Origin of the sequence: Chryseobacillus diguaensis (assembly GCF_049220665.1) — a bacterium.
Lineage (GTDB): Bacteria > Bacillota > Bacilli > Bacillales > Bacillaceae > Metabacillus_B.
Genome location: NZ_JBMKNV010000003.1, coordinates 50,047 through 70,560, shown reverse-complemented (window position 1 = coordinate 70,560; position 20,514 = coordinate 50,047). Strand labels below are relative to the sequence as shown.

Here is a 20,514-nt window from a genome sequence, read left to right as displayed (position 1 = left end):
GAAGGAATATCGGACTAAATTCCTAAATCAGTTTTTTTACTATATCTCTTTTCTTAAGGGTCTTTTCTTAAACTTTGTTGCTTTCTCATCTATATTAGATGATTACGGACCAATTTACCATGTGAATTTTAATAAAAGATGCCACGAAATTAGTCTTAATATGTGTTCTAAGATAGTACCAATTGAAACAATCTCTGCGAAAACAGCCTATCTTAAAAGGCGGTTTTATTCCCGTTAATCCACGACTTTTTCCATTCTTGGATTCGGCCTGAATTTCCGTCCTGCTTTCGCTTGGGGTTTTCCATTAAGCATCACATTATCGCCTGTAAATCCAATGGTAATCTTTAAAAGGCTGCTGCCCACTCCATAAATATCAACTGGAACCTGCTGTTCTTCAAATTCCTTGATCCGTTTTTCATTGAACCCGCCGCTCACCACAATTTTCACATGCCCATACCCTTCCCTGTCAAGAGCTTCACGGAGAGCAAAAATCAAATGGCCGTTAACTCCTCTTGGGTCAAATGTGCCAAGTACATCCGGATTTCTGACAAAGTATTGATCAATCATTGTTCTGGATGTATCGACCCTTACTCCCTTAAGCTCTGAACCAAATTCTCTGGCAACTTTGAGGGCATCTGTAATGCAATCATTGTTGTAATCAACCAGCACAATCAAATCGTCTTCAGGGAAAGTCTTGGCATACGCCTTAGACGTTTCCACTATGTCTCCATCAAACATCTGGATAAGAGCATGAGGCATAGTTCCCATACCCTGCTTGCCCCACCATTCACTCATAGCATGTGTAGCCTGTGCTGAAGAGCCGCCGATATAGGCAGCGTATCCGTCACCCGCCTGCTGTGTGAAATGGTCATCACGGTCGCCCATAAAGATAACAGGCTTTTGAATCCCGGAAATTCCAGCAGCTTTCACAACATTGTAAACATTGGTTGCAACGGAAGTGCGTCTTGCCAAAATACCATCGATTACACCTTCAAGATAACCAAAATATTGATACGGTCCTGTTATCGTTAAAACCGTTTCGAAGGGACTGATTTTATCTCCGTCTTTTAAGGAGTGAATTTCTAGCGTCTCAGGTTTTTCCGCAAAGGTTTTGAGTAGAGCAATAACCTCATCTGTTCCGCATAGGACAGCATGTTCTTTTTGAAAAAACTGCATCGTCACGATATTTTCGGGACGTATGGCACTGACAATTTCTTTTGTTTTTAAAAAATATACAGCAGAAAACCAGCCTTCTTTGACACGCTCGTCAAATTTAAAGGTGTGATTCGTCAGGCGGCTGATTTTTCCCTGCATCTTTAATTCTATTTCCTTCATCCTTCTAGCTCCCTTTACATTGCTTTTCTAGAGACAATCATATCATTTCCTTTTAAAAGACACTACTTTCCTGAAGCTCTGTCAGATCTTCATCGGAAATCAGGATGTCCCTCGGCTTGCTTCCGCGGGCTTCAGATATAATACCCTGCTCTTCCATTAAGTCAATGAGGCGGGCTGCTCTATTATACCCTACTCTGAAACGCCTTTGCAGTCCTGAAGTAGAAGCATTGCCTTGCTGGACAACAAATTCGCAAGCATCGTAAAAGAGCTCGTCCCCTTCTGATTGAAGGGAGCTTTTTTTCATGAATTCTTCTTGATGAAACAAATATTGCGGCTTCATTTGCTTTTTGACATGGTTCACTACACGTTCAATTTCTTCATCCGAGACAAAATTACCCTGTATTCTGACTGATTTGGACTTGCCATTTTCAAGGAACAGCATGTCCCCTCTTCCAAGAAGCTTCTCTGCCCCGCTCACATCAATAATAGTTCTGGAATCCACCTGGGAAGAAACAGAGAAAGCGATCCTCGTTGGAATATTGGCTTTGATCAATCCAGTAATAACATCAACAGATGGCCGCTGTGTAGCCACAATTAAATGAATGCCGCAGGCTCTCGCTTTTTGGGCTATTCGGCATATGGCATCTTCCACATCGTTCGGAGCAACCATCATCAGATCAGCAAGCTCGTCGATTACAATGACAAGGTAAGGGATATGTTCTCCCTGCTGATGTAATTTTACCATTTCATTGTAGCGGCCAATATCACGGACTCCTGCGTGTGCGAACATTTCATACCTGCGCTCCATTTCCTCAACAGCCCATTTTAGTGCACCTGTAGCTGCTTTTACATCAGTAACAACAGGACTAACTAAGTGAGGAATATTATTATATGGAGCAAGCTCTACCATTTTCGGATCAATCAGCAGCAGCTTTACTTCATGCGGAGATGCCTTATACAGAAGGCTTACAAGCATTGTATTAATGCAGACGCTCTTACCTGATCCTGTAGCGCCGGCGATCAGTCCGTGAGGCATTTTATTCAGATCCGTCACAACTGGCTGGCCTGAAATATCAAGGCCAAGAGAAACCGTTAATGGAGAAGTGCTGTTTCTGAATTCAGGACTTCTTGCAATTTCCCGCAGTGAAACTATCTTGCTATGGAGATTCGGCACTTCAATGCCAATCGTGTTTTTACCTGGTATTGGCGCTTCAATCCGGATGTCTCTTGCTGAGAGGCTCAGTTTAATGTCATCAGAAAGATTGGTAATCTTGTTTACCTTCACTCCAGGCTCAGGATGAACTTCAAATCTCGTAACAGCTGGACCTTGTGTTACGTTCACTACAGATGCTCCTACATTAAAATTTTTCAAGGTCGTATCCAGAAGCTCTTTTTGTTCTTCAAGCCATGCAGCATCATCAACAAATGCCTGAGGCGGAACATTTAATAGCTGGATAGAAGGAAAAGTATAGCTTCCTTCTTGCTTTCGATCTCCTTTTTTAGGCTGATCCCGATTAAGCATCAGTACGTTATAAGGGACAGCGGCCTGGCTGAATCGTCTTTTCTCCGTCCCATTTTGATGTTCTATTACTTTGTTCTTTTCTTTTTCTATTTCCCCGCTGAAAACAGCGGATGATTCCGTTGTCAGCTTTTCAGTGCCAGATGCTCCGCTAGATGAAACAGATAAATCTTGTACTTTATTTTCTTCATCAATGATCTCTTCTGCCAATTTCAAAACCGGCTTCATCTCTTCCTCTTCAGCCGCAATCTCATCAATCGCTTCATAATCAGGCTGCTCACTGGCAGTCAGGTGAGATGTTTCCAATACCTCTTCACTGGTTTCATACGATGCTTCCTGTATAAAAGGCTTCGATTCATCTGGTTTATTTGTTTCTTGTTCAAATGATTGAAATTCTTCTATTCTCTCTTCATCTGTTTCTCGAGTCTCTGTTCTTACAGGTGCCTGCTCTGGTTTTATTTCTTTTTGAGACTCAATCTTAGTTTCTATTGCCTCTTTGTCAAACTGTAAGGAAAATGCACTGCTGTTTCTTTCTTTTTCCTCATTTTGTTCCTGATTTTTCGTCTGCTGCACATACAGATTAGAATTTTCTTCAGAAAAGAAATCATCTTTTTTGTATTCCTTTTTGCCGTGCAGCCTTTCTTGATTCAGCATAGCCTTCTCTTTTGCCAGCCTGAGAGAATGGCTTGATATTTTACGAAGGATTTCCTCCTCCTCTAACCGGTCGTTTCTATTTTTCTCTCTTAACTGGTAGGGAAGAGATTCCATTTCAGCTCTAGGCCTGAAACCATAAATGGGAGAAGGAATTTCAGTAGGCTGGAATGGCTTCCTTTCTGAATGAGTCTCCTGTTTTGCCTTATGCATTTTAGGAGGCTCTGTTTTCTTTGAAAAAGAGCTCTTTGGCACCGGTTTTTCCGGTCCTTTTTGCATACTAGAAGGTTTTTGCCGATTTCCCTTCCCTTTTCCATCAGGAATCATTGGAAACCGAAAATTGCCTGCTGGATATTGATAGGAAATCTTTGTTTCCATTTTTGAATGCTGCGCTTTTCGCAATGGCAGATTTCCCTTCGGTTTGGCCTTCATTTCCTCTGGAAGAGGCTCAATTTGATGCTTCATTTCATATTCTTTTTCAATGTCCTGCTCTCCAACAAAATATTGCTTAATTTTAGAAAGCCAACTCATTAACATCACTCTTTCAGACTCTTTGTTGTTTTTCTCTTTAGCTTCTTTTCATAAGGCTGTTTACGCAAAAATTTTTGCTATTCGCAGGGATTTAGAACACTCTTAAATTTGCAGAAGTATTTTTGTTTTGAATGAATGAAAAAACAAGAAAGTTTTGGAAAAGAGCCTTTCACAAATCCGAATAAGCTGCATACACGAACGTTTTCACACGTTTTTCCCATACATCCATATAAGAAAAAAAGCCACTAGCAAAATAAACTAGCGACCTTTATCTTACCATATAATTCGAGGGGAATCGGCATTTTTCGGGCGTTTCTTTGCCTCTATTACATGATTCCAGGTAAGAAAATGATTTCGTTCTCTTAACTGATCCTTACATTTCTTTACAGCAAGAGAGAGAATGAAAGGTTTAGAAGAAAGAGGATCCCGTTTCTCTGTTATCTTCCAAAACCAATATTCCTTTTTCCTGAGGAGCATTAGGCAAGTCCAATTCTTTTGCAGAACAAATCATACCGCTTGACGCAACTCCGCGAAGCTCTGCCGGTTTAATGAGCAAACCGCTTGGCATAACAGCACCGATTTTTGCAACAACTACTTTTTGGCCAGCTTCAACATTTGGAGCACCGCACACGATTTGAAGCACGCCGTCTCCGATATCTACCTGGCAAATATTCAGCTTATCTGCATTCGGATGCTTTTCCTTGGACTGGACATACCCGACAACAAATTTAGGGGTTAAGTCCGCTTGAAGTTCCTCTTCAAGCCCATTTTTCTTAAAGGCTTCATTCAATTTCCCGACAAACTCCTCTGTCAGTTCAACCTGACCTTTTCCTTCAACAGTCAAATAGGAAGAAGCATTAAATAGGTTATACCCTGCAATTTCGTTCGTTTCCTTGTCAAAGATTTTTACAGCATCCCCTTTTCTTTCAAAGGTTCTTTGATCCAATGAAATATCTTTCACATAAACGAGCAGTGTATCGCCTACTCCTTCTTTGTTATAGAATACGTTCATTTTTTGTCGTCCTTTCCGCTATTTACCGGCCGATTTTTTCCCAGTATAAAAATTGGCTCAAGCTTGTCCTCTTCATATAAAAAGGATAGGGCAGTAATGGGCACCCTGCCGCTTGCAAAAAAGCTCATAGCAAGCTGGGCTAGAACATCATAACCCGTATCATTTTGAATATCGGCAAAAATAACAACATCCTGATGAGGCAGAGCTATCGCCATTGTACCAGAAATCCGGTTTTTAAACGATTGCATCACCGATTCATCCAATATGCGGCTTGCATCATATCCGTCATTGGCACGGAGAAAATAAAACGTATTTCCTGCCACTTGGTCTTTCTTGATTTCCGTCTTTAAAGACCGCAAATTAAATAAGGCAGTCTCTCTAATTCTTGTATGATTCCAGTTTTCCCGTTCCATCATTTTATGATCAATCAGCCGGTAAGAGTTCCCGAGGTCAAGCGCATAAAAGATCCTTGTTTCTGCGGTATGCTCATCATACAGCAATGCATGGCCATCGTTTGTTTCAGTTGGAAAGGAAGTAGATCGTATAACAGGATAAAGGGATTTTTCTTTTCCGCTCAGCTCCTGGCTTTCGGTCATAGCGGTTAATGCTTCCTCAATATAATAAACAACTTCATTTATGGCTTTTTCTTTTTGATTTTCCCATTTGGCGATAATGCCAGGAAGCGAAATCGTTACGCCTTTTCCCGTTGCTTTCTCTTCAATCCTGAGCGAGTCCTTCTCTCTCTCAAATTTACAGGACCACGGCCTATCGGCAAGCTTTTCGCTTATCCTGTCAGCCATCTCTCTTGATTTCAAACATATCCCTCCATTCCTTGCTTGTGCCTGTTACTTATTCAGTCCATCAATAAAGGATTGAATTTGTTCTTTCGTTTTCCGGTCTTTATTAACAAAACGGCCTGTTTCTTCGCCTTTATGAAATGCTACAAAGCTCGGAATACCGAAAACGCCAAGGTCACCACATAAATCAATGAATTTATCACGGTCTACATAATAAAAAGAGAAAGAGCTGTTTTCAGCTTGGATTTCGGGTAAAAAAGGATCTAGAAAACGGCAATCAGGACACCAGTCAGCAGAAAACATAAATATGATATTTTCATTATTCTTCAATTCTTCAAATTGCTCGATTGATTGTAATTTTTCCATTAAAATAACCTCCAATTGTTTTAAAATCATCTATATAGCCGCTGAAGCATTTTTCAGGGAATTATTTATCAAAATCTATTGTCTTTAAGGCTTGAGCCTTTCTTGCACTATGAATAATATTAATAACACTCAGGGCATTCGTCAATTATTTGAACATAAAGGATTGACTACTGCCCGCTCTAAACCTTGCTTCTATCACGCTGATCCGCTTTTTGCATGGCAAATATATTCTAATAGCTGCAAGAAAAAACCCCTTTTTTAGGGGGATGGCCTGACTTTTGATAACGTTATTACTCTTTGAGCGAAGCTGCAATTTGCATCATCTTTTTGGCACTGTCAGGAATCTTTGAGGAATCCGCTTCAGTGGTTAACTTGACTCCGCCAATCCCAACCGTAATTTCGTAGCGGTTGTTTTTTAATTTATCCGCAATGGCAAAACCAAACCGTTTTTTATCCGTTAACGTTTTATTAAGTGCCTGATTCTTGTATTGAGTTTTAAGGAAATTGTACACTACTTTGCTATTGGGGTTTTCATTTGTATTAATAAAAAGAATGTAAGTCTGGCTGTTTTCTCTAAGCAGGATGTTCGTTGCCTTTTGCGAGGTTATCTTGTATGTGTCTGGCAAATAAAAACGAAATGTGCCTGCTCTTTGGTTAGGCTCAGGCGGCTTCGCTGCAAAAACCTCCTGCACATTCTTCTTCGTTTGTTCTGCCATGTCATTTTGGGAAAGCGTACATCCAGCTAAAGGAAGCGAGAGCAGCAGGATCAGCACTAAATTTTTTTTACATTTCAGGGATAGCCCCTCCTTTTTCCAGGAAAATCAAAATTTGTTATCATTATCTTTTCCCATATTGGAGCAAAATTAGCCATCCCTGCTGTTTGTAAAAGGCTGTTTTCGCAGAGATTGTTGTTTTTCGTACATGCTTTTATCACGCATTTAGACTAGCATCGGGGCATCTTTTCTTAAAGTTTTGCCATCCCAATGGTTTCGAGGACTAAATATAGGGTCATGAGCAACAAAGTTTAAGAAAAGAGCCTTGTAAAAAAGTGTTTTCGCCAAGTTCATTGATATAAGTATGGGTTTAGAGTGTCTTTTATTGTAGGTGCCTCTTCCATTCAGGATGCCTAAACAGCAATTGACCTGCAATCAATGAAGCAACATGAATAAACATATCAGTCCGATTCACAAGGCCTGCAGTAAAAATTCCAATTGCCCCTTCGTTTTGTCTCACGTTGTTCAAGGAAGTATATTCATCCATCACATCTCCGAGCTCTCTTCCGTCTTTAACTTCCCTTCCTATTTCTTCAGGAAGAAGAATTCTCGCACCTCCTGCAACAATGGGCTTTCCGCTTCCATCTGATAAAGCCCCCCAGTTGCAAAGAAAATATCCTTCTTTTGTTTCAGCAATTCCGCCTTCAAGTCCTATACCGGCATCTGCTTCACCTCTAACCAAAGCATTATTGGCACGATTGACAGCTCCCTCCAATGTTTCTTCATCAGATAATGGCTGTTTGGAAACTCCTGAAGAAACAGCAATCGGCTTAAAGGTTACCCCATCAAAAGCTTGAAAAGTGTTTTTAATCGCATTTATTTTCACTGGATTCATTGTTCCAATGGCTATTTTCATTATGTAAACCTCCAAAAAAATAAAGGCTGTTTTCGCAATGATTGCTGCTATTCCAAACTGCCTTTATCACGCAATTTAACTTATTTCGGGAAATCCTTTCCTAGGGCTATTTTCGCAAGGATTGTTGCTATTCGGATAGTCTTAGAATACGCATAGTGATTCGCTTGGTGGCATCTTTTCTTAAAATTTGCAACTGTATTCTCTCTCTATATTCACTTAAATGGATGAAAAAACAACAAAGTTTAAGAAAAGAGCCTTTCTTAAAGTTCCTCCCATATCAAGGGTCTTGTAAAAGAAATTTAGAGTGAGAAGCAATAAAGTTAAAGAAAAGAGCCTAAATAAAAAAGTTTCCTCATAAGTGACCATACCTTATGAGGGGCTTAGCCTGAAAATCAGGCGTTTGATTTAATAGTGTCTACCGTTGTCTGGTCACATGCCTTAACGAGCTTGACCAAGAGTTCCTTAGCGGCAGCATAATCATCTACATGCACGATTGATGCATGAGTATGAATATAGCGTGAGCAAATGCCGATTACTGCAGACGGAACACCTTCGTTTGAAACGTGGACTCTCCCTGCATCTGTACCTCCTTGAGAAACAAAATACTGATAAGGGATATTTTCGGTTTCAGCCAAATCCAGAACAAATTCTCTCATTCCACGATGTGTGATCATAGAACGGTCGATGATGCGTAGTAACGCTCCATTGCCAAGATGGCCAAATTCTTTTTTATCACCTGTCATGTCATTTGCAGGACTGGCATCAAGCGCAAAAAACAGATCCGGTTTAATCATGGCTGCTGCAGCTTGTGCACCGCGCAGCCCTACCTCTTCCTGAACTGTCGCGCCTGAATACAGCACGTTTGGCAAATCAGTGTCTTTCAGTTCTTTAAGCAATTCAATCGCAAGCCCGCATCCATATCGGTTATCCCATGCTTTAGCAAGAATTTTCTTTGGATTTGCCATAGGAGTAAATGGGCAAATTGGGACAATTGGCTGTCCCGGACGGATTCCAATTTTGATTGCATCCTCTTTGCTGTCTGCTCCGATATCAATAAGCATATTTTTTATTTCCATTGGTTTTTTGCGCTGCTCTTCGCTTAACAAATGAGGAGGAATGGAACCGATCACTCCTGTGATAGGGCCGTTATTTGTATAAATCGTAACCCGCTGAGCCAAGAGCACCTGACTCCACCAGCCGCCTAGAGGCTGAAAGCGGAGCATTCCATTAGAGGTAATGCTTGTTACCATAAAGCCTACCTCATCCATATGGCCCGCTACCATAATAGTTGGACCTTTTTCTTCTCCCTTTTTAACTCCAAAAATGCCGCCTAGGCGATCCTGCTTTATTTCATATGAATATTTTTCCAGCTCGCTTCGCATGAATTTTCGTACATCATGTTCGTTGCCGGGAACGCCAGGAAGTTCCGTTAGAGTCTTGAACATTTCCAATGTTTCTGAATTCATCCTTCATACCCCATTTTTTATGTATATTGTAATCCATCTTCATTTTACAGAATTGTTGAATAGCTTTCCACTGAAGCTGCTCTTCATACTTAACATTATGAGAGCCCTTTAGTATACTTTGAAGGAAAGCATGAGAAAAAGCAGGTTACAAGCCTATGCGATTATAAAAGCTATTTTTTACAAAGGATACTCGATAGTGGTATGGATTGATAAAAAACCTCGTTAAAAAAACAACAATTTATGAAAAGAGCCTTAAAATAAGAGCAACAGATAGTAAGGAGGATACAGGAAAATGAAATGGCGGAATTTTATAATTGGTGCTGGAATTGGAATTGCAGCAGCGTACCTGCTGAGAAATCAGCTTAAATCATCATCTTACCTTTCTTCTGAAAAAGCCTTGCAGATCGTTAAAAAGGAATTTAAAAAGAAAGGACCAATTGACGGTTCTTGGATCTATACAGTCCCGGAAGATTATACAGTTAACGACTTAACTCATAAAATCTACCGGACAGGGGTTACCCGCACTGTCGAGGACAAGCTTGAACAATACGAAGCTATCGTGGAAGCTGAAACAGGCATATTGCTCGAAATTAATCAAATTGCGTAAATGAGAAAAAACGGCTTCCCAAATGGAATGCCGTTTTTTCTTCCATGAAAAGCTTATTTCTGTCTATCTACTTTTTCTGTTATTTCACCCGCTTCGTTCCATTTGAGAGCTCTGCAGATGGCATCATGGTAAAAAATAAACCATGCATCTTGTTCAGCAGCAAAAGACTGCCATTTCTGTTTTTGTTCAATGGAAGTCATTGGATAGTCGTCGAATGCGAGAAGCCAAAGGACATTCTGGTGAGCATGAGTCGGCATAAGGTCAGCCATATGAACTGCTGTTTCTCCTTTATCCTTTAAAACGATGATACTGTGTCCGTCGCTATGGCCTCCTGTATGATACATAGAAATGCCGTTTATCACTTCAGTTTCGTTTTCAAATGGGATAACCTGTTCTTTAATGGCCTCCCAATTTTCTTTCCAATATGTATTTTTGGAACGGATATTCGGTTCTCTCATCTCATCCCATTCGATCTGGCTGGTAATGATTTTAGCTTTAGGAAAAACAGACTCTAATTTCCCTTCCTTTTCAATTGTCAGCCCTGTCACGTGGTCAAAGTGCAAGTGAGTCATCAGAACATAATGGATATCAGAGGGTACAAGACCAAGCTCATTAAGCGACTCCACGAGCTTAGATTCCTCTGTAACGCCATAGTTTCGTCTCTGTTTTTCGGTTAAGCGCCCGTTGCCGATCCCTGATTCTACCAGCAGGTTGAAGCCATCTTTCTGAATGAGGATAGGGTCTGTGCGGAGTTCAATCTGATTATTGTCATTAACAGGATATTTTTTTGTCCAAAGCGGCCTTGGCACAACTCCAAACATGGCTCCTCCATCTAAATGAGTAACCCCTCCATCAAGCCAAGTACACTTTATATCCCCTATTGTTAGCGTTTCCATTTTTTCAATCTCCCTTCAACTCCATCATACAAGCTGCCGCAGCATTTGAAAAGAGAAAACCCCCTATGCGGCTTGCACTTAAGGGGCTTTTTCTGAAATTTATTTATTCATACATTTAGCTTCTAAACGATAAATTTTTTGGCCCATTCCGGAAAATTTCTCTTCATATTCAGTCATAATATTGTCTTCAAAGTCGCTATTATGAAGATCAAGACTTACATAGATCAGCTTTAGGCCGTATTCTGCAAGGCTTTTAAGAGAATATTCAAATAGCCCCTGATTATCTGTTTTAAAATGAATTTCCCCGCCTTTTACAAGAATCTCCTCATATTTGGCCAAAAAGGTTTTATAGGTCAGGCGCCGCTTCTCATGGCGCTTTTTAGGCCAGGGATCGGAGAAGTTCAGATACACCCTGCTGATTTCTTTCTGATCAAAAATTTCTGTTAAATCAGCCGCATCCACATTAAGAAGCTTTAAATTCGGGATGTGATCATCCGCGGCTTTTTGAAGAGCATTTACAAGGACACTCTCAAATAATTCAATGCCGATATAGTTTACTTCCGGATTTTGTTTCGCCATGCCAGCGATAAACTGGCCTTTGCCAGTACCGACCTCTATATGAATGGGATGATCATTGCCGAAGACCTCTTTCCATTTCCCTTTGAAGGATTTTGGCTCCTGGATCACGATATGCGGATGATCGGTAATATAGTCATTTGCCCATGGTTTATTTCTTACACGCATATTAACACCTCTGTAAAATGAATAAAATATTTAATAAAATCCTGCTCCTAAAAATGCCGGCCGATAAAACTCTCGGCCGGCATTTTCACTTAAATCAGCACATTTTGTTTATCGAACATTCCATAAAAAATGCAGTTATTTGAGACTAAGTTTAAGAAAGGCTCTTTTCTTAAACTTTGTTGCTAATGATACTATATTTGGTACAACAAACCATCGGTAAGGCAAGAATTTTATGAAGAGATGCCCCGAAGCTGGACTTAATGCGTGATAAGTGCTTGTACAAAAAGCACCAATCTTTGCGAAAACATCTTTAAGAAAAGAGCCTACATAAAAAAGGCTGTTCTGAACATCTTAATGGTATAAGTGCAATGAAAGGATGAGAAACACATGCCTTTAAATCATAATCATCAGGTTAGTTTGCTTAAAGACATACTGGAAGAACATCAGGCAGACTGCTGCGGAACTGTCGCAGAATGCGAGCAGCTGGAAAGGCTGGTCAAATCATTAATGGTGAACACGAATATTGATCAGAACCTGAAGTCTGTTCTGCAAAACATCTACAGCTACAGCCACACTGGAATAAATGCACCGGTTGTGAACGATCATATCCTTTCACAAAAAGATAATTTATCACAATGGCTGAGTGAAATTGATAGCTTTTCGTAAAAATTGCAATGGGGCTCTTTCTTTTTAAAGGGCCTCTTTTTACTATTTGCAGAAGCCGGATTTTAAGATAAAGCCCTGTTCAAAAGAGCTTTGAGGCTTTCCAATCCTTCGTTTGTTTCTTTTATATTGTTTCTGGATCCATTAAAAAGAATGGAAACGATGGTTTGAGCAAGAACATACCAGTACATTCTCTTCTGCAAGCCCTCTGTCATTCCAAGACCATAGCTTGAGAGCCACTCTTCCCACTTCTTTTCTTCAATATACGAATATAAAAGCATGCCAATGTCAATTGCCGGATCTGCAATCATTGGCCCATCCCAATCAACCAGATAGAGCTGATTGACATCAGACAATATCCAGTTATTATGATTTACATCACAATGGCAAACTACTTTCTCTTCGTATTGAACATTTGGGAGCTGCTCTTTCAGAATGACAATCGCTTGCTCGAACTCCGGAAGGAGATACTGCTCAAACTCAATGGTTCTTACAATATCCTCCAAAATGGAATCTGGAGTCAGAGGCTGCTTCCCAAGCCTTTTCAGCATATCAAGCAATTCCCGGGAATGATGGATTTTGCTCATTAATTGGGCAACGTTTTCCTTATCCATGTCTTTCGGCTTTAATTCTCGCCCGTTCATCCAGTGCTGAGCGGTAATGACGTCCCCGTTTTCCATCCGTTTTGTCCAGATGAGTTTTGGAACGATTCCTTCAGCTGAAAGCACAGCAAGAAAAGGTGAACTATTCCGTTTTAGAAAAAGCTTCTGGTCTTCTTGCTCCGCATAGTACGCCTCTCCAGTAGCACCGCCAGCGGGGAAAATTTCCCACTCTTTACCAAGTAGATGTTCCAACCAAGTTACATTCAATGTCAACCCATCATTTCGTCGAAAAATTTTTTGTCAAAATAAGACGTTAAAAAAGGCTGTCAGGCTAAGATTTCAGTTCAAACCTTCAGGATTCTTTTATAAGTCTTTTACCATAGATAGCATTTTGAGTATCAAAATAACAAGGTGTAAGAAAAGGTCTTTCTTATAGCCTGTCTTTTTTATCCTATAAAGTCTTACCTGCTGCATATTTTTATACTGTGATGACAGATTTAAGCAAAATGAGTTTTTTAGCAGTTTACTTAAACGTTGAAAAATTATAATAGCATACAAAAAAGGAATGGTAAAAACAATCAGTGAATTCTTGTAAAAAGCTTTTTTGCTTTTCTTATTCTCAGGTACAAAATAAAAAGACAGCTACTAAATGACAATGAGTTCATAATAGCCATCCTTTTAAATTTTATCGTCATATTACAATTTTCGTCAAGAAAAACCGACATCCTACTTTAGATACAAAACATAGGTTCCAATAAGATTTAGTATGATTTGATTACCATTTAATGAAGGAGATTCTGCTTCGAAAGGGACTAATTTCACATTCCAAACCCCTTCAATTGGCAGGAGAAGAGTTTCATTTTGTTCATTTGTTTTATGAATCACTGCAATTTGCTCCCATTCTCCCAATGAACCTATATCTTTTAAATGAAAAGCAATTGTACTGCTGGAGGTTTCAAGCGAAATGACATGCCTTTGAACCTCCTCGCCGGTACGCAAGCGGAATGCGCCATGTGATTTTCTGAGGGAAATCAGGCTTCTGACATATTCCACTTCTTTTGAATAGATTTCTCTAAGCTCCCAGTCAAGCTGGTTGATGCCATCATTCGAATTATAGCTGTTTTCAACACCTTTTTTATTTCTGAAAAATTCCTGGCCTGCATGGATAAAAGGGATTCCCTCGGAAAGTATCACCATGGATGTAGCAAGAAGCTGAAATTTTCGTTTTCGCTCTTTTGATTGATGAGCAATACTAATATTCATTTTATCCCAAAAAGTATAATTGTCATGGCATTCCACATAGTTAACAGATTGCTCCGGATCCTTTACGAATACCGGAGACTCTGCGCTGTACTGGACAATCCCTTTCAGTGCGGAACAAGCATCATGCTTTTTATGCGGATTGTCAAGGGCGTAGCCAGTATCGTACTGGAGAAAGCTGCTCCCTTTAATAGAATCTCTGAAATGATCATTGAAAAAGGAGATCCCTTTCATTTTTGATGCATTGGAGATGGTGGCTTTTCTGTCATTTGGAAGCGGTGTCGATAAATCCCATCCTTCGCCAATGAACAGGATATCTCTTTTAATTTTTCTCGCCTCGACTAGGGCCTCCTGCATCGTTTCAACATCCAAAATGCCCATCAAATCAAAGCGAAGTCCATCAACATCATATTCCTGAAGCCAATACTTTATCGAATCGATAATAAATTTCTTAACCATTCTTCTTTCTGAAGCAATATCATTTCCTACCCCTGTACCATTAGATGGATAACCGTACTCATCCATTCTGAAATAATAACCTGGTACAATTTTTTCAAAAGGGGAATCTTCATGAAGGTAGACATGATTGTAAACAACATCCATTATCACCTTCAGTCCGCATTGATGTACAGCCTGTATGGCCTCTTTTAACTCGAGGATCCTGCTTTTTGGATCATCTGCTTTTAGAGAATAGCTTCCTTCAGGCGCATTAAAATGGACAGGATTGTATCCCCAGTTGTATTGCTTATCAGGATTGCGTTCGTCTACGCCTCCAAAATCATTAAAAGGAAGGAGTTCCAAGTGAGTAATGCCAAGCTCCTTTAAATAAGTAATGCCGCTTGAAAATCCCTCTTCTGTCTTTGTCCCTTGTTCTGTAAATGCTTTGTACTTCCCTTTATGAACAATGCCGCTCTTTGGGTGAATGGAAAAGTCCCTAATATGAAGTTCATAAATAACGGCATCAGTAGGCTGGTTCATTTCCGGCACAATTGTTTTCTCAATCTGCAGTTTAGAGGGATCAAGAAGAACACCCATACCTCCATTAAGTGTGACGGCTTTTCCATAAGGATCAACGGTTTCACGCCATGACCGGTTTACAAAAACAAGGTATGTGTAATAAAAATCTTCGTATTCCTTTTCAATTTCAATTGTCCATACTCCCCGGTCTGCCCTCTCCATAGGAAAAGAAAGATTCTTTTCTTTTGAAGCAAGTTTTAAAATGACTTCTGTCGCAGTCGGAGCCCATAGTTTGCACTCAATGGTTTCTCTTTTAAATATCGTTCCAAGGCTTCCTGTATATTCATATAGCTTTTCAAATTCAGCAGATCGGATGACAGCACCAATCTGAAGATCTGCTGCAGCTCCTGAAGCATCTTCAACCAGATAAATCTCGCCAAGCTTGATATCGCCATCGATATCGCAAATGCATTTATGGTAATTTTCAATCTCAAACATTTCTCTTATTTTTAAAGGTCTTTTTCCTTCTTGATTCACAAGATGGAATATCCTTGTAAACGCATGGATGTTTTCTTTAGGAAGCAGGATCGTAATCGTATGAAAGTCATCAAGGTAAGCATCAAAAGATCTTTCAACCGTTAGCATTAGTTTTCCTCCCCCTGGAATAAATTCGCTTATAGCAGAATATTTTATCCTCAAATAGGCATTTATAATCTGTTTATGTATAAATTTTTGCCCTTTGGGGAGACATGCCGATTTCAAGAGGGGTAACTCCTGAAGCTTCTCCATCTGCGTGAACGGGCACGGAAGGATCCATTATTAATGTAACCTTTTGCCCTGTAAACACTTTCACTTCCTTCAATAGAGTATGCTTGCCGAAGAAAACCGTTATAAAAAGTGCCAATAATTTTATTCGGGACAGACCATGGACAACAACAATGGAAAGATCACCGCTTTTTGGATCTGCCTTTGGTGAAATTTTCATACCTCCCCCGTAATAAGGGTGATTGGAAACCGTCGCAAACCAGACAGTGTTAAATGACATCGTTTCATCATCCACTTTCAGATGCATGCTTCCAGGCTTGTATTTACAGACTGCTATCATCAATGCAGCGGCATAAATGGCTGAGCCAAGCCCTATCGAATTCAGCCATTTTTTGACTTTTATCTGGTTCGCAAGTATAGCAGCATATGCATCAAATCCTGCACCGGGACTGTTAATAAAAAGGCGGCTCTGCTGTATATTTGCCTGAAATACTCCTATATCGTAACTTGCGGGATGGTGAGACGCTTCGGCAAGAATCTTTTTTAAATTTTTCAAAGGATCTGCTGCGAGCTGAAAGCCTCTTCTGAAATCGTTGCCAGTTCCGGCTGCGATAAATCCAATTCTGATGTCTGGGAACTCCCGCAGGCCATTCATTATTTCATGAATGGTGCCATCCCGCCTATTCCAATAATGACCGCGGAACCGTTTTTTCCGAGCGACGCCACTTGCCTGGCTATAACCTCTGCATGTCCGCTGTACTCCGTCATATAAGAACGAAAAGGGATCTCCTTTTCCTCTAAATAGTGATTCAGCTTCCTCCAAACGCGCTTTGCTTTCCCGTTTCCAGAGGAGGGATTTATGATGAAAATGAATTCATTCATTCATTGCTTTCTCCATCTGCTATTAGTCTATGAAATTTCAGGCTGGTTTTATCATCAATCTTCACTTTTATCACTGTTCTTTTTTGTGTACAGGCTTTGACCGTTTTTCAAATCAAACTGCTCAGCGGAATCCTTGTTCCATTCAGATCTTGGATACGAATCCGAAACCGTATAATCAAAAAGCACTTTTACCGCTTTCAGCTGGATATGTTTGACAGGTGATGAGGCACTTCTTAGCTGCTGAAACCATTTTTCAAAGGTGCGTTTATCTATAATTTGTAAATCAAAAGCTTGAGAAGGATGGTCAATATAACTATTTTGAGAGATCAGTAGTTTCTTTACCGGAAGTCCAATCCCATTTGACTGCATCATGTTTGAAATAATGGTTCCGGCTCTGTTCAAACTGATCTGCGGATTCAGCACTTTTTTGACATGACGGCCTGTTTTCTCCTGCCAAAAGTGGTCATTCGAACCGATAAAAACCGAATCCTTTTCTCCTTTCAGCAAGGTCATGCAAAGGATTTCTGAAGGAAGAATAAACAGCAAATCAAGTTCCGTAACTGCCTGCTTAACCTTGAAGACAGGTTTATACATGAATAAATACTGATCCGGAAACCGCTGCAGAAAGAATTTCAATTCTTTGTTCCTGTATAAAGCCCTGTCTATTTGAGATTTATCTCTTAGTGTTGAGCTCGCCCACTTTAGCTGAAATTGAAAAATTTTATCAAGAAATAAATGCTTTAAATCCTCTTCAGCCCGGGGTTCAGTCGTAAACTGCATGTCAAACTCTTCTTCTCTAACTGCTTCTGCAATAAGCGGAGGGATTTCTATTGAAATGGTATCCTCGTTAGATTTTACAAGCTTTCCTTTTATTTTGGTAAATAGAGACGGCTTGCTGCCTTCTTCCGGGGTGCCGCTTCCCTCGAATTTTTTCATAAAGACGTCAAATTGGCTGGTCTTCCATGCTTCATGAAGAATCCGCCATTGCTGTTTTTTCATTCGGATAAACTGGCCTGGATACCGGTAGGGATCCATTTCATAGCGGGAAATATAATCATAAAGTTTAATAAGCTGTGCCATTCATTTTCAACCCCCTAATATGGAAGACACAATTACTGGACATAATACCGAAGCAAATACTGCGCTCAGCGTCATGGCAACAGAGCTGACTGCTCCTGCCTCTTCCCCATATTCAAGAGATTTTGCTGTTCCTATCCCATGAGCAGCAGATCCAAGTCCTACCCCGATTGCAGCCTGGTCTCTCACTTTCCACGTTTTCAGCAGAAAAGGGCCGAATATGCTGCCTGAAATGCCTGCTGCCATAACATATACGGCAGCTAGTGAAGGAATGCCGTGAATCAGTCTTGCAATATCCATGGATACAGGGCTCGTAACAGATTTAGATATGAGTGAACGGATCAATTCCGGATTGATTTTAAACCAGATAGAGAGATAAAGACCGCTTAAAATGCCTATCATTGCACCTGTAAAGACGGCAGCAATGATCGCAGTAAATTGTTTTTTTAATGTCTCCCATTGTTCATAAAGCGGGTAGGCAAGTGCCACTACTGCAGGCCCAAGAAACAGATCAATCCATTTGCCGCCTGTCATATAGGCATGATACCCCTCATTGGCGGCTAAAAGACAGCAAACTATTAAGAAAGTGCTCGTTGCAACAGGTACTAAAAATGCCCATCTCAGCTTTTGATAAAGCTTCTTCATGAAAACATATACAACGATCGTGCCTGCAAACATAATGAAACCAGTCAGCATCTACCATTCTCCTTCCCTGCTGCTTTTTCTTTACCCGGCATCTTTGCCAGCAGCCCAAATAGGAGAATAGAAGAACTAAAAACCAGCATCGAGCTGACAATAACGACCACTATACTGACAAGCCCATAACCGGTGAACAGGTTAAGATATTGAATGACCCCAACTGTTGCAGGTATAAATAGCAAAGTAAGATGTTTCAATAAAAAGGAACTGCCTTCTTTCACCCAAACAGGCTTTACCGCACCTGTCTTCAAAAAGAACAAAAGCAGAAGCATGCCAATGATGCTTCCTGGAAACCTCAGTTTAAAGAGCTCTTGAATAAATACTCCTATGTAATAAAAACCGAATAAAAGAATAACCTGAGCGGCCGTTTGAAGCCATTTCATTTGTCTTTACTCCTTTGCAGCTGATAAACTGCACACGTTTCATATTTTGGAGTCTGTTTCATGCTGGTTTTCAGAAGCTGCACGTTTTCCACAGTAAATTTCAGCGCTTCTTTTTTTATATCGGCAGAAAGTTCGGTTATTTCTTTATATTCCTCTTCGTCATTCCACTTCCTGGCGACCGTAATATGTGGCCGGAACGTTTTTTTATCAAGCTCAAATCCCGAAAGAATGCAGGCCTCGAATACTTGCTCCTGCAGTTTTTGAAGAGGGAGCGAATCCTTTAGGCCCAGCCAGAAAATTCTCGGAAAGCTTTGATTGCCAAATATTCCAATATGATCCGCATTCAGGTCAAAAATTTCATGCTTTAGAATTACAGTTCCGATTCTTTTATCAAGCTCCTCCAGATGGCGTTCTCCAGGAGGATGACCTAAAAAAGCAAGTGTTATATGATAATCAGCAGGATGAACCCACTTCTTAAAAGAAAGAGAATGCTGAAAAGATTCCAATAGGAAAGAAACCTTTTTATAGATTTCTTCCGGAAGCCGGATCGCAAGAAAATAATGTGAATGTAACATGGCCTATCTCCTTGTTGGTTTGGTTTAAGAGTTGTTGTGTTTATTTTAGCAGAATTTCCTGGCAAAAAGAAAAATCTGCCTTATATTATGTGTTCAAAGGCAGTGTTTGTTAAGATAGTAGGATGGAAATATCACATTTCAAGGAAGGTTGATCATTTTGGATGTTGTAGAAAATATTTCTCAATTAATTGGCAATACGCCTCTTTTAAAGCTTAACAGGCTGAATCCTGAAAATGGAGCGGATATCTACTTAAAGCTGGAATTTTTTAATCCTAGCAAAAGTGTAAAAGACAGAGCTGCATTCCAGATGATTGTGGAAGCAGAAAACGCGGGACTTTTAAAACCCGGGGCAACAATTATTGAGCCGACGAGCGGAAATACGGGAATCGGCCTTGCTATGAATGCTGCAGCCAGAGGCTATAAAGCCATTTTGGTCATGCCGGATACGATGACCCAGGAGAGAATAAATCTGTTGAAAGCATATGGGGCTAAGGTGGTTTTAACACCTGGAGATAAAAAAATGCCCGGCGCTATTCAAAAAGCCCATAAGCTCGTAAAAGAAATACCAAACAGCTATATGCCTATGCAGTTTGAAAATAATGCAAACCCAGAAGCACACCGAAGGACAACTGCTATTGAGATTATTGAAGCAATGGATTCCATCGGGAAAAAATTGAATGCCTTTGTAGCCACTTCTGGAACGGGGGGCACCATAACCGGAACTGGGGAGACACTCAAACAGCATTACAAAGATTTAACTGTACATGTCGTAGAACCAGCAGGATCTCCCGTTCTTTCAGGAGGTAAACCAGGAAAGCATAAGCTAGTAGGGACAAGCCCTGGTTTTATTCCCTCTATTCTAAATCAAAAGGTATACGATGAAATTTTTCAAATAAAAGACGAAGAAGCCTATGATACAGCTAGAAGGCTGGCAAGTGAAGAAGGCATACTTGTAGGTCCATCCTCAGGAGCGGCCTGCTATGCTGCCATTCAAGTAGCCAAACGCCTTTCACCTTCTGATACTGTTGTAGCCATTGCCTGTGATACAGGGGAACGTTATCTTTCAAGCGATTTGTTTCGTTAATAAGACAAAATGAA

The 20,514-nt window shown here is 40.3% G+C and carries 19 protein-coding genes and 1 pseudogene; 3 read left to right on the top strand and 17 right to left on the bottom strand.

Annotation, left to right across the window (positions count from 1 at the left end; genetic code table 11):
• Positions 1-234: 234 nt before the first annotated feature.
• The 8 genes from ACOT8F_RS05450 to ACOT8F_RS05415 form a co-directional block, all read right to left on the bottom strand.
• Positions 235-1,335: a nicotinate phosphoribosyltransferase gene (locus tag ACOT8F_RS05450; protein WP_421650560.1), complete on the bottom strand. Its 1,101-nt coding sequence runs from the start codon at positions 1,333-1,335 to the stop codon at positions 235-237.
• Positions 1,336-1,387: 52 nt separating this feature from the next.
• A complete protein-coding gene (locus tag ACOT8F_RS05445; RefSeq protein ID WP_421650559.1) occupies positions 1,388-4,036 on the bottom strand; it encodes a DNA translocase FtsK in 2,649 nt (882 codons plus the stop codon).
• A gap of 409 nt (positions 4,037-4,445) precedes the next feature.
• Complete coding sequence (gene ytpR, locus ACOT8F_RS05440) at positions 4,446-5,048, bottom strand: YtpR family tRNA-binding protein (RefSeq protein ID WP_421650558.1); 603 nt, start codon at positions 5,046-5,048, stop codon at positions 4,446-4,448.
• Entirely contained in the window at positions 5,045-5,848 is an 804-nt protein-coding gene (locus tag ACOT8F_RS05435) for a DUF1444 domain-containing protein (RefSeq protein ID WP_421650909.1), read from the bottom strand. Before ACOT8F_RS05435 ends, ytpR begins: the two co-directional genes overlap by 4 nt.
• Before the next feature lie 45 nt (positions 5,849-5,893).
• Positions 5,894-6,211 (bottom strand): thioredoxin family protein, encoded by a 318-nt coding sequence (locus ACOT8F_RS05430; RefSeq protein WP_421650557.1) that lies wholly within the window; start codon positions 6,209-6,211, stop codon positions 5,894-5,896.
• 290 nt (positions 6,212-6,501) lie between these two features.
• Positions 6,502-6,984: a hypothetical protein gene (locus tag ACOT8F_RS05425; protein ID WP_421650556.1), complete on the bottom strand. Its 483-nt coding sequence runs from the start codon at positions 6,982-6,984 to the stop codon at positions 6,502-6,504.
• 322 nt (positions 6,985-7,306) lie between these two features.
• On the bottom strand, positions 7,307-7,840 hold the full coding sequence (locus ACOT8F_RS05420) for a DUF84 family protein (RefSeq protein WP_421650555.1): 534 nt from the start codon (positions 7,838-7,840) through the stop codon (positions 7,307-7,309).
• 392 nt (positions 7,841-8,232) lie between these two features.
• The gene (locus ACOT8F_RS05415; RefSeq protein ID WP_421650554.1) at positions 8,233-9,306 is read right to left on the bottom strand and encodes a M42 family metallopeptidase; all 1,074 of its coding nucleotides are present in this window, start codon (positions 9,304-9,306) and stop codon (positions 8,233-8,235) included.
• A 292-nt stretch (positions 9,307-9,598) separates the two neighbouring features.
• Here ACOT8F_RS05415 and ACOT8F_RS05410 point away from each other — a divergent pair, with 292 nt between their 5' ends.
• Entirely contained in the window at positions 9,599-9,913 is a 315-nt protein-coding gene (locus tag ACOT8F_RS05410; RefSeq protein ID WP_421650553.1) for a hypothetical protein, read from the top strand.
• A gap of 53 nt (positions 9,914-9,966) precedes the next feature.
• Here the strand turns inward: ACOT8F_RS05410 and ACOT8F_RS05405 are convergent, their stop codons facing one another.
• Positions 9,967-10,809 (bottom strand): YtnP family quorum-quenching lactonase, encoded by an 843-nt coding sequence (locus tag ACOT8F_RS05405; protein WP_421650552.1) that lies wholly within the window; start codon positions 10,807-10,809, stop codon positions 9,967-9,969.
• A 99-nt stretch (positions 10,810-10,908) separates the two neighbouring features.
• Entirely contained in the window at positions 10,909-11,553 is a 645-nt protein-coding gene (gene trmB, locus ACOT8F_RS05400; RefSeq protein ID WP_421650551.1) for a tRNA (guanosine(46)-N7)-methyltransferase TrmB, read from the bottom strand.
• A gap of 387 nt (positions 11,554-11,940) precedes the next feature.
• Between trmB and ACOT8F_RS05395 the strand changes: the two genes are divergently transcribed.
• Positions 11,941-12,219, top strand: a complete 279-nt coding sequence (locus tag ACOT8F_RS05395; RefSeq protein WP_421650550.1) for a YtzH-like family protein — start codon at positions 11,941-11,943, stop codon at positions 12,217-12,219.
• A 62-nt stretch (positions 12,220-12,281) separates the two neighbouring features.
• Here ACOT8F_RS05395 and ACOT8F_RS05390 read toward each other — a convergent pair whose 3' ends face one another.
• The 7 genes and pseudogenes from ACOT8F_RS05390 to thpR form a co-directional block, all read right to left on the bottom strand.
• On the bottom strand, positions 12,282-13,091 hold the full coding sequence (locus ACOT8F_RS05390) for a phosphotransferase family protein (protein ID WP_421650549.1): 810 nt from the start codon (positions 13,089-13,091) through the stop codon (positions 12,282-12,284).
• 453 nt (positions 13,092-13,544) lie between these two features.
• On the bottom strand, positions 13,545-15,680 hold the full coding sequence (pulA, locus tag ACOT8F_RS05385) for a type I pullulanase (RefSeq protein WP_421650548.1): 2,136 nt from the start codon (positions 15,678-15,680) through the stop codon (positions 13,545-13,547).
• Positions 15,681-15,753: 73 nt separating this feature from the next.
• A pseudogene (locus ACOT8F_RS05380) lies at positions 15,754-16,682 on the bottom strand (diacylglycerol/lipid kinase family protein).
• Between the two features lie 54 nt (positions 16,683-16,736).
• A complete protein-coding gene (locus tag ACOT8F_RS05375) occupies positions 16,737-17,762 on the bottom strand; it encodes an NERD domain-containing protein (protein ID WP_421650547.1) in 1,026 nt (341 codons plus the stop codon).
• Between the two features lie 6 nt (positions 17,763-17,768).
• Positions 17,769-18,455, bottom strand: a complete 687-nt coding sequence (locus ACOT8F_RS05370) for an LrgB family protein (protein ID WP_421650546.1) — start codon at positions 18,453-18,455, stop codon at positions 17,769-17,771.
• The gene (locus ACOT8F_RS05365) at positions 18,449-18,841 is read right to left on the bottom strand and encodes a CidA/LrgA family protein (RefSeq protein WP_421650545.1); all 393 of its coding nucleotides are present in this window, start codon (positions 18,839-18,841) and stop codon (positions 18,449-18,451) included. Before ACOT8F_RS05365 ends, ACOT8F_RS05370 begins: the two co-directional genes overlap by 7 nt.
• Positions 18,838-19,416: an RNA 2',3'-cyclic phosphodiesterase gene (gene thpR / locus ACOT8F_RS05360; RefSeq protein WP_421650544.1), complete on the bottom strand. Its 579-nt coding sequence runs from the start codon at positions 19,414-19,416 to the stop codon at positions 18,838-18,840. The genes ACOT8F_RS05365 and thpR overlap by 4 nt, the downstream gene beginning before the upstream one ends.
• A 157-nt stretch (positions 19,417-19,573) precedes the next feature.
• Here thpR and cysK point away from each other — a divergent pair, with 157 nt between their 5' ends.
• Positions 19,574-20,500: a cysteine synthase A gene (cysK, locus tag ACOT8F_RS05355; RefSeq protein WP_421650543.1), complete on the top strand. Its 927-nt coding sequence runs from the start codon at positions 19,574-19,576 to the stop codon at positions 20,498-20,500.
• The last annotated feature ends 14 nt before the right edge of the window (positions 20,501-20,514 follow it).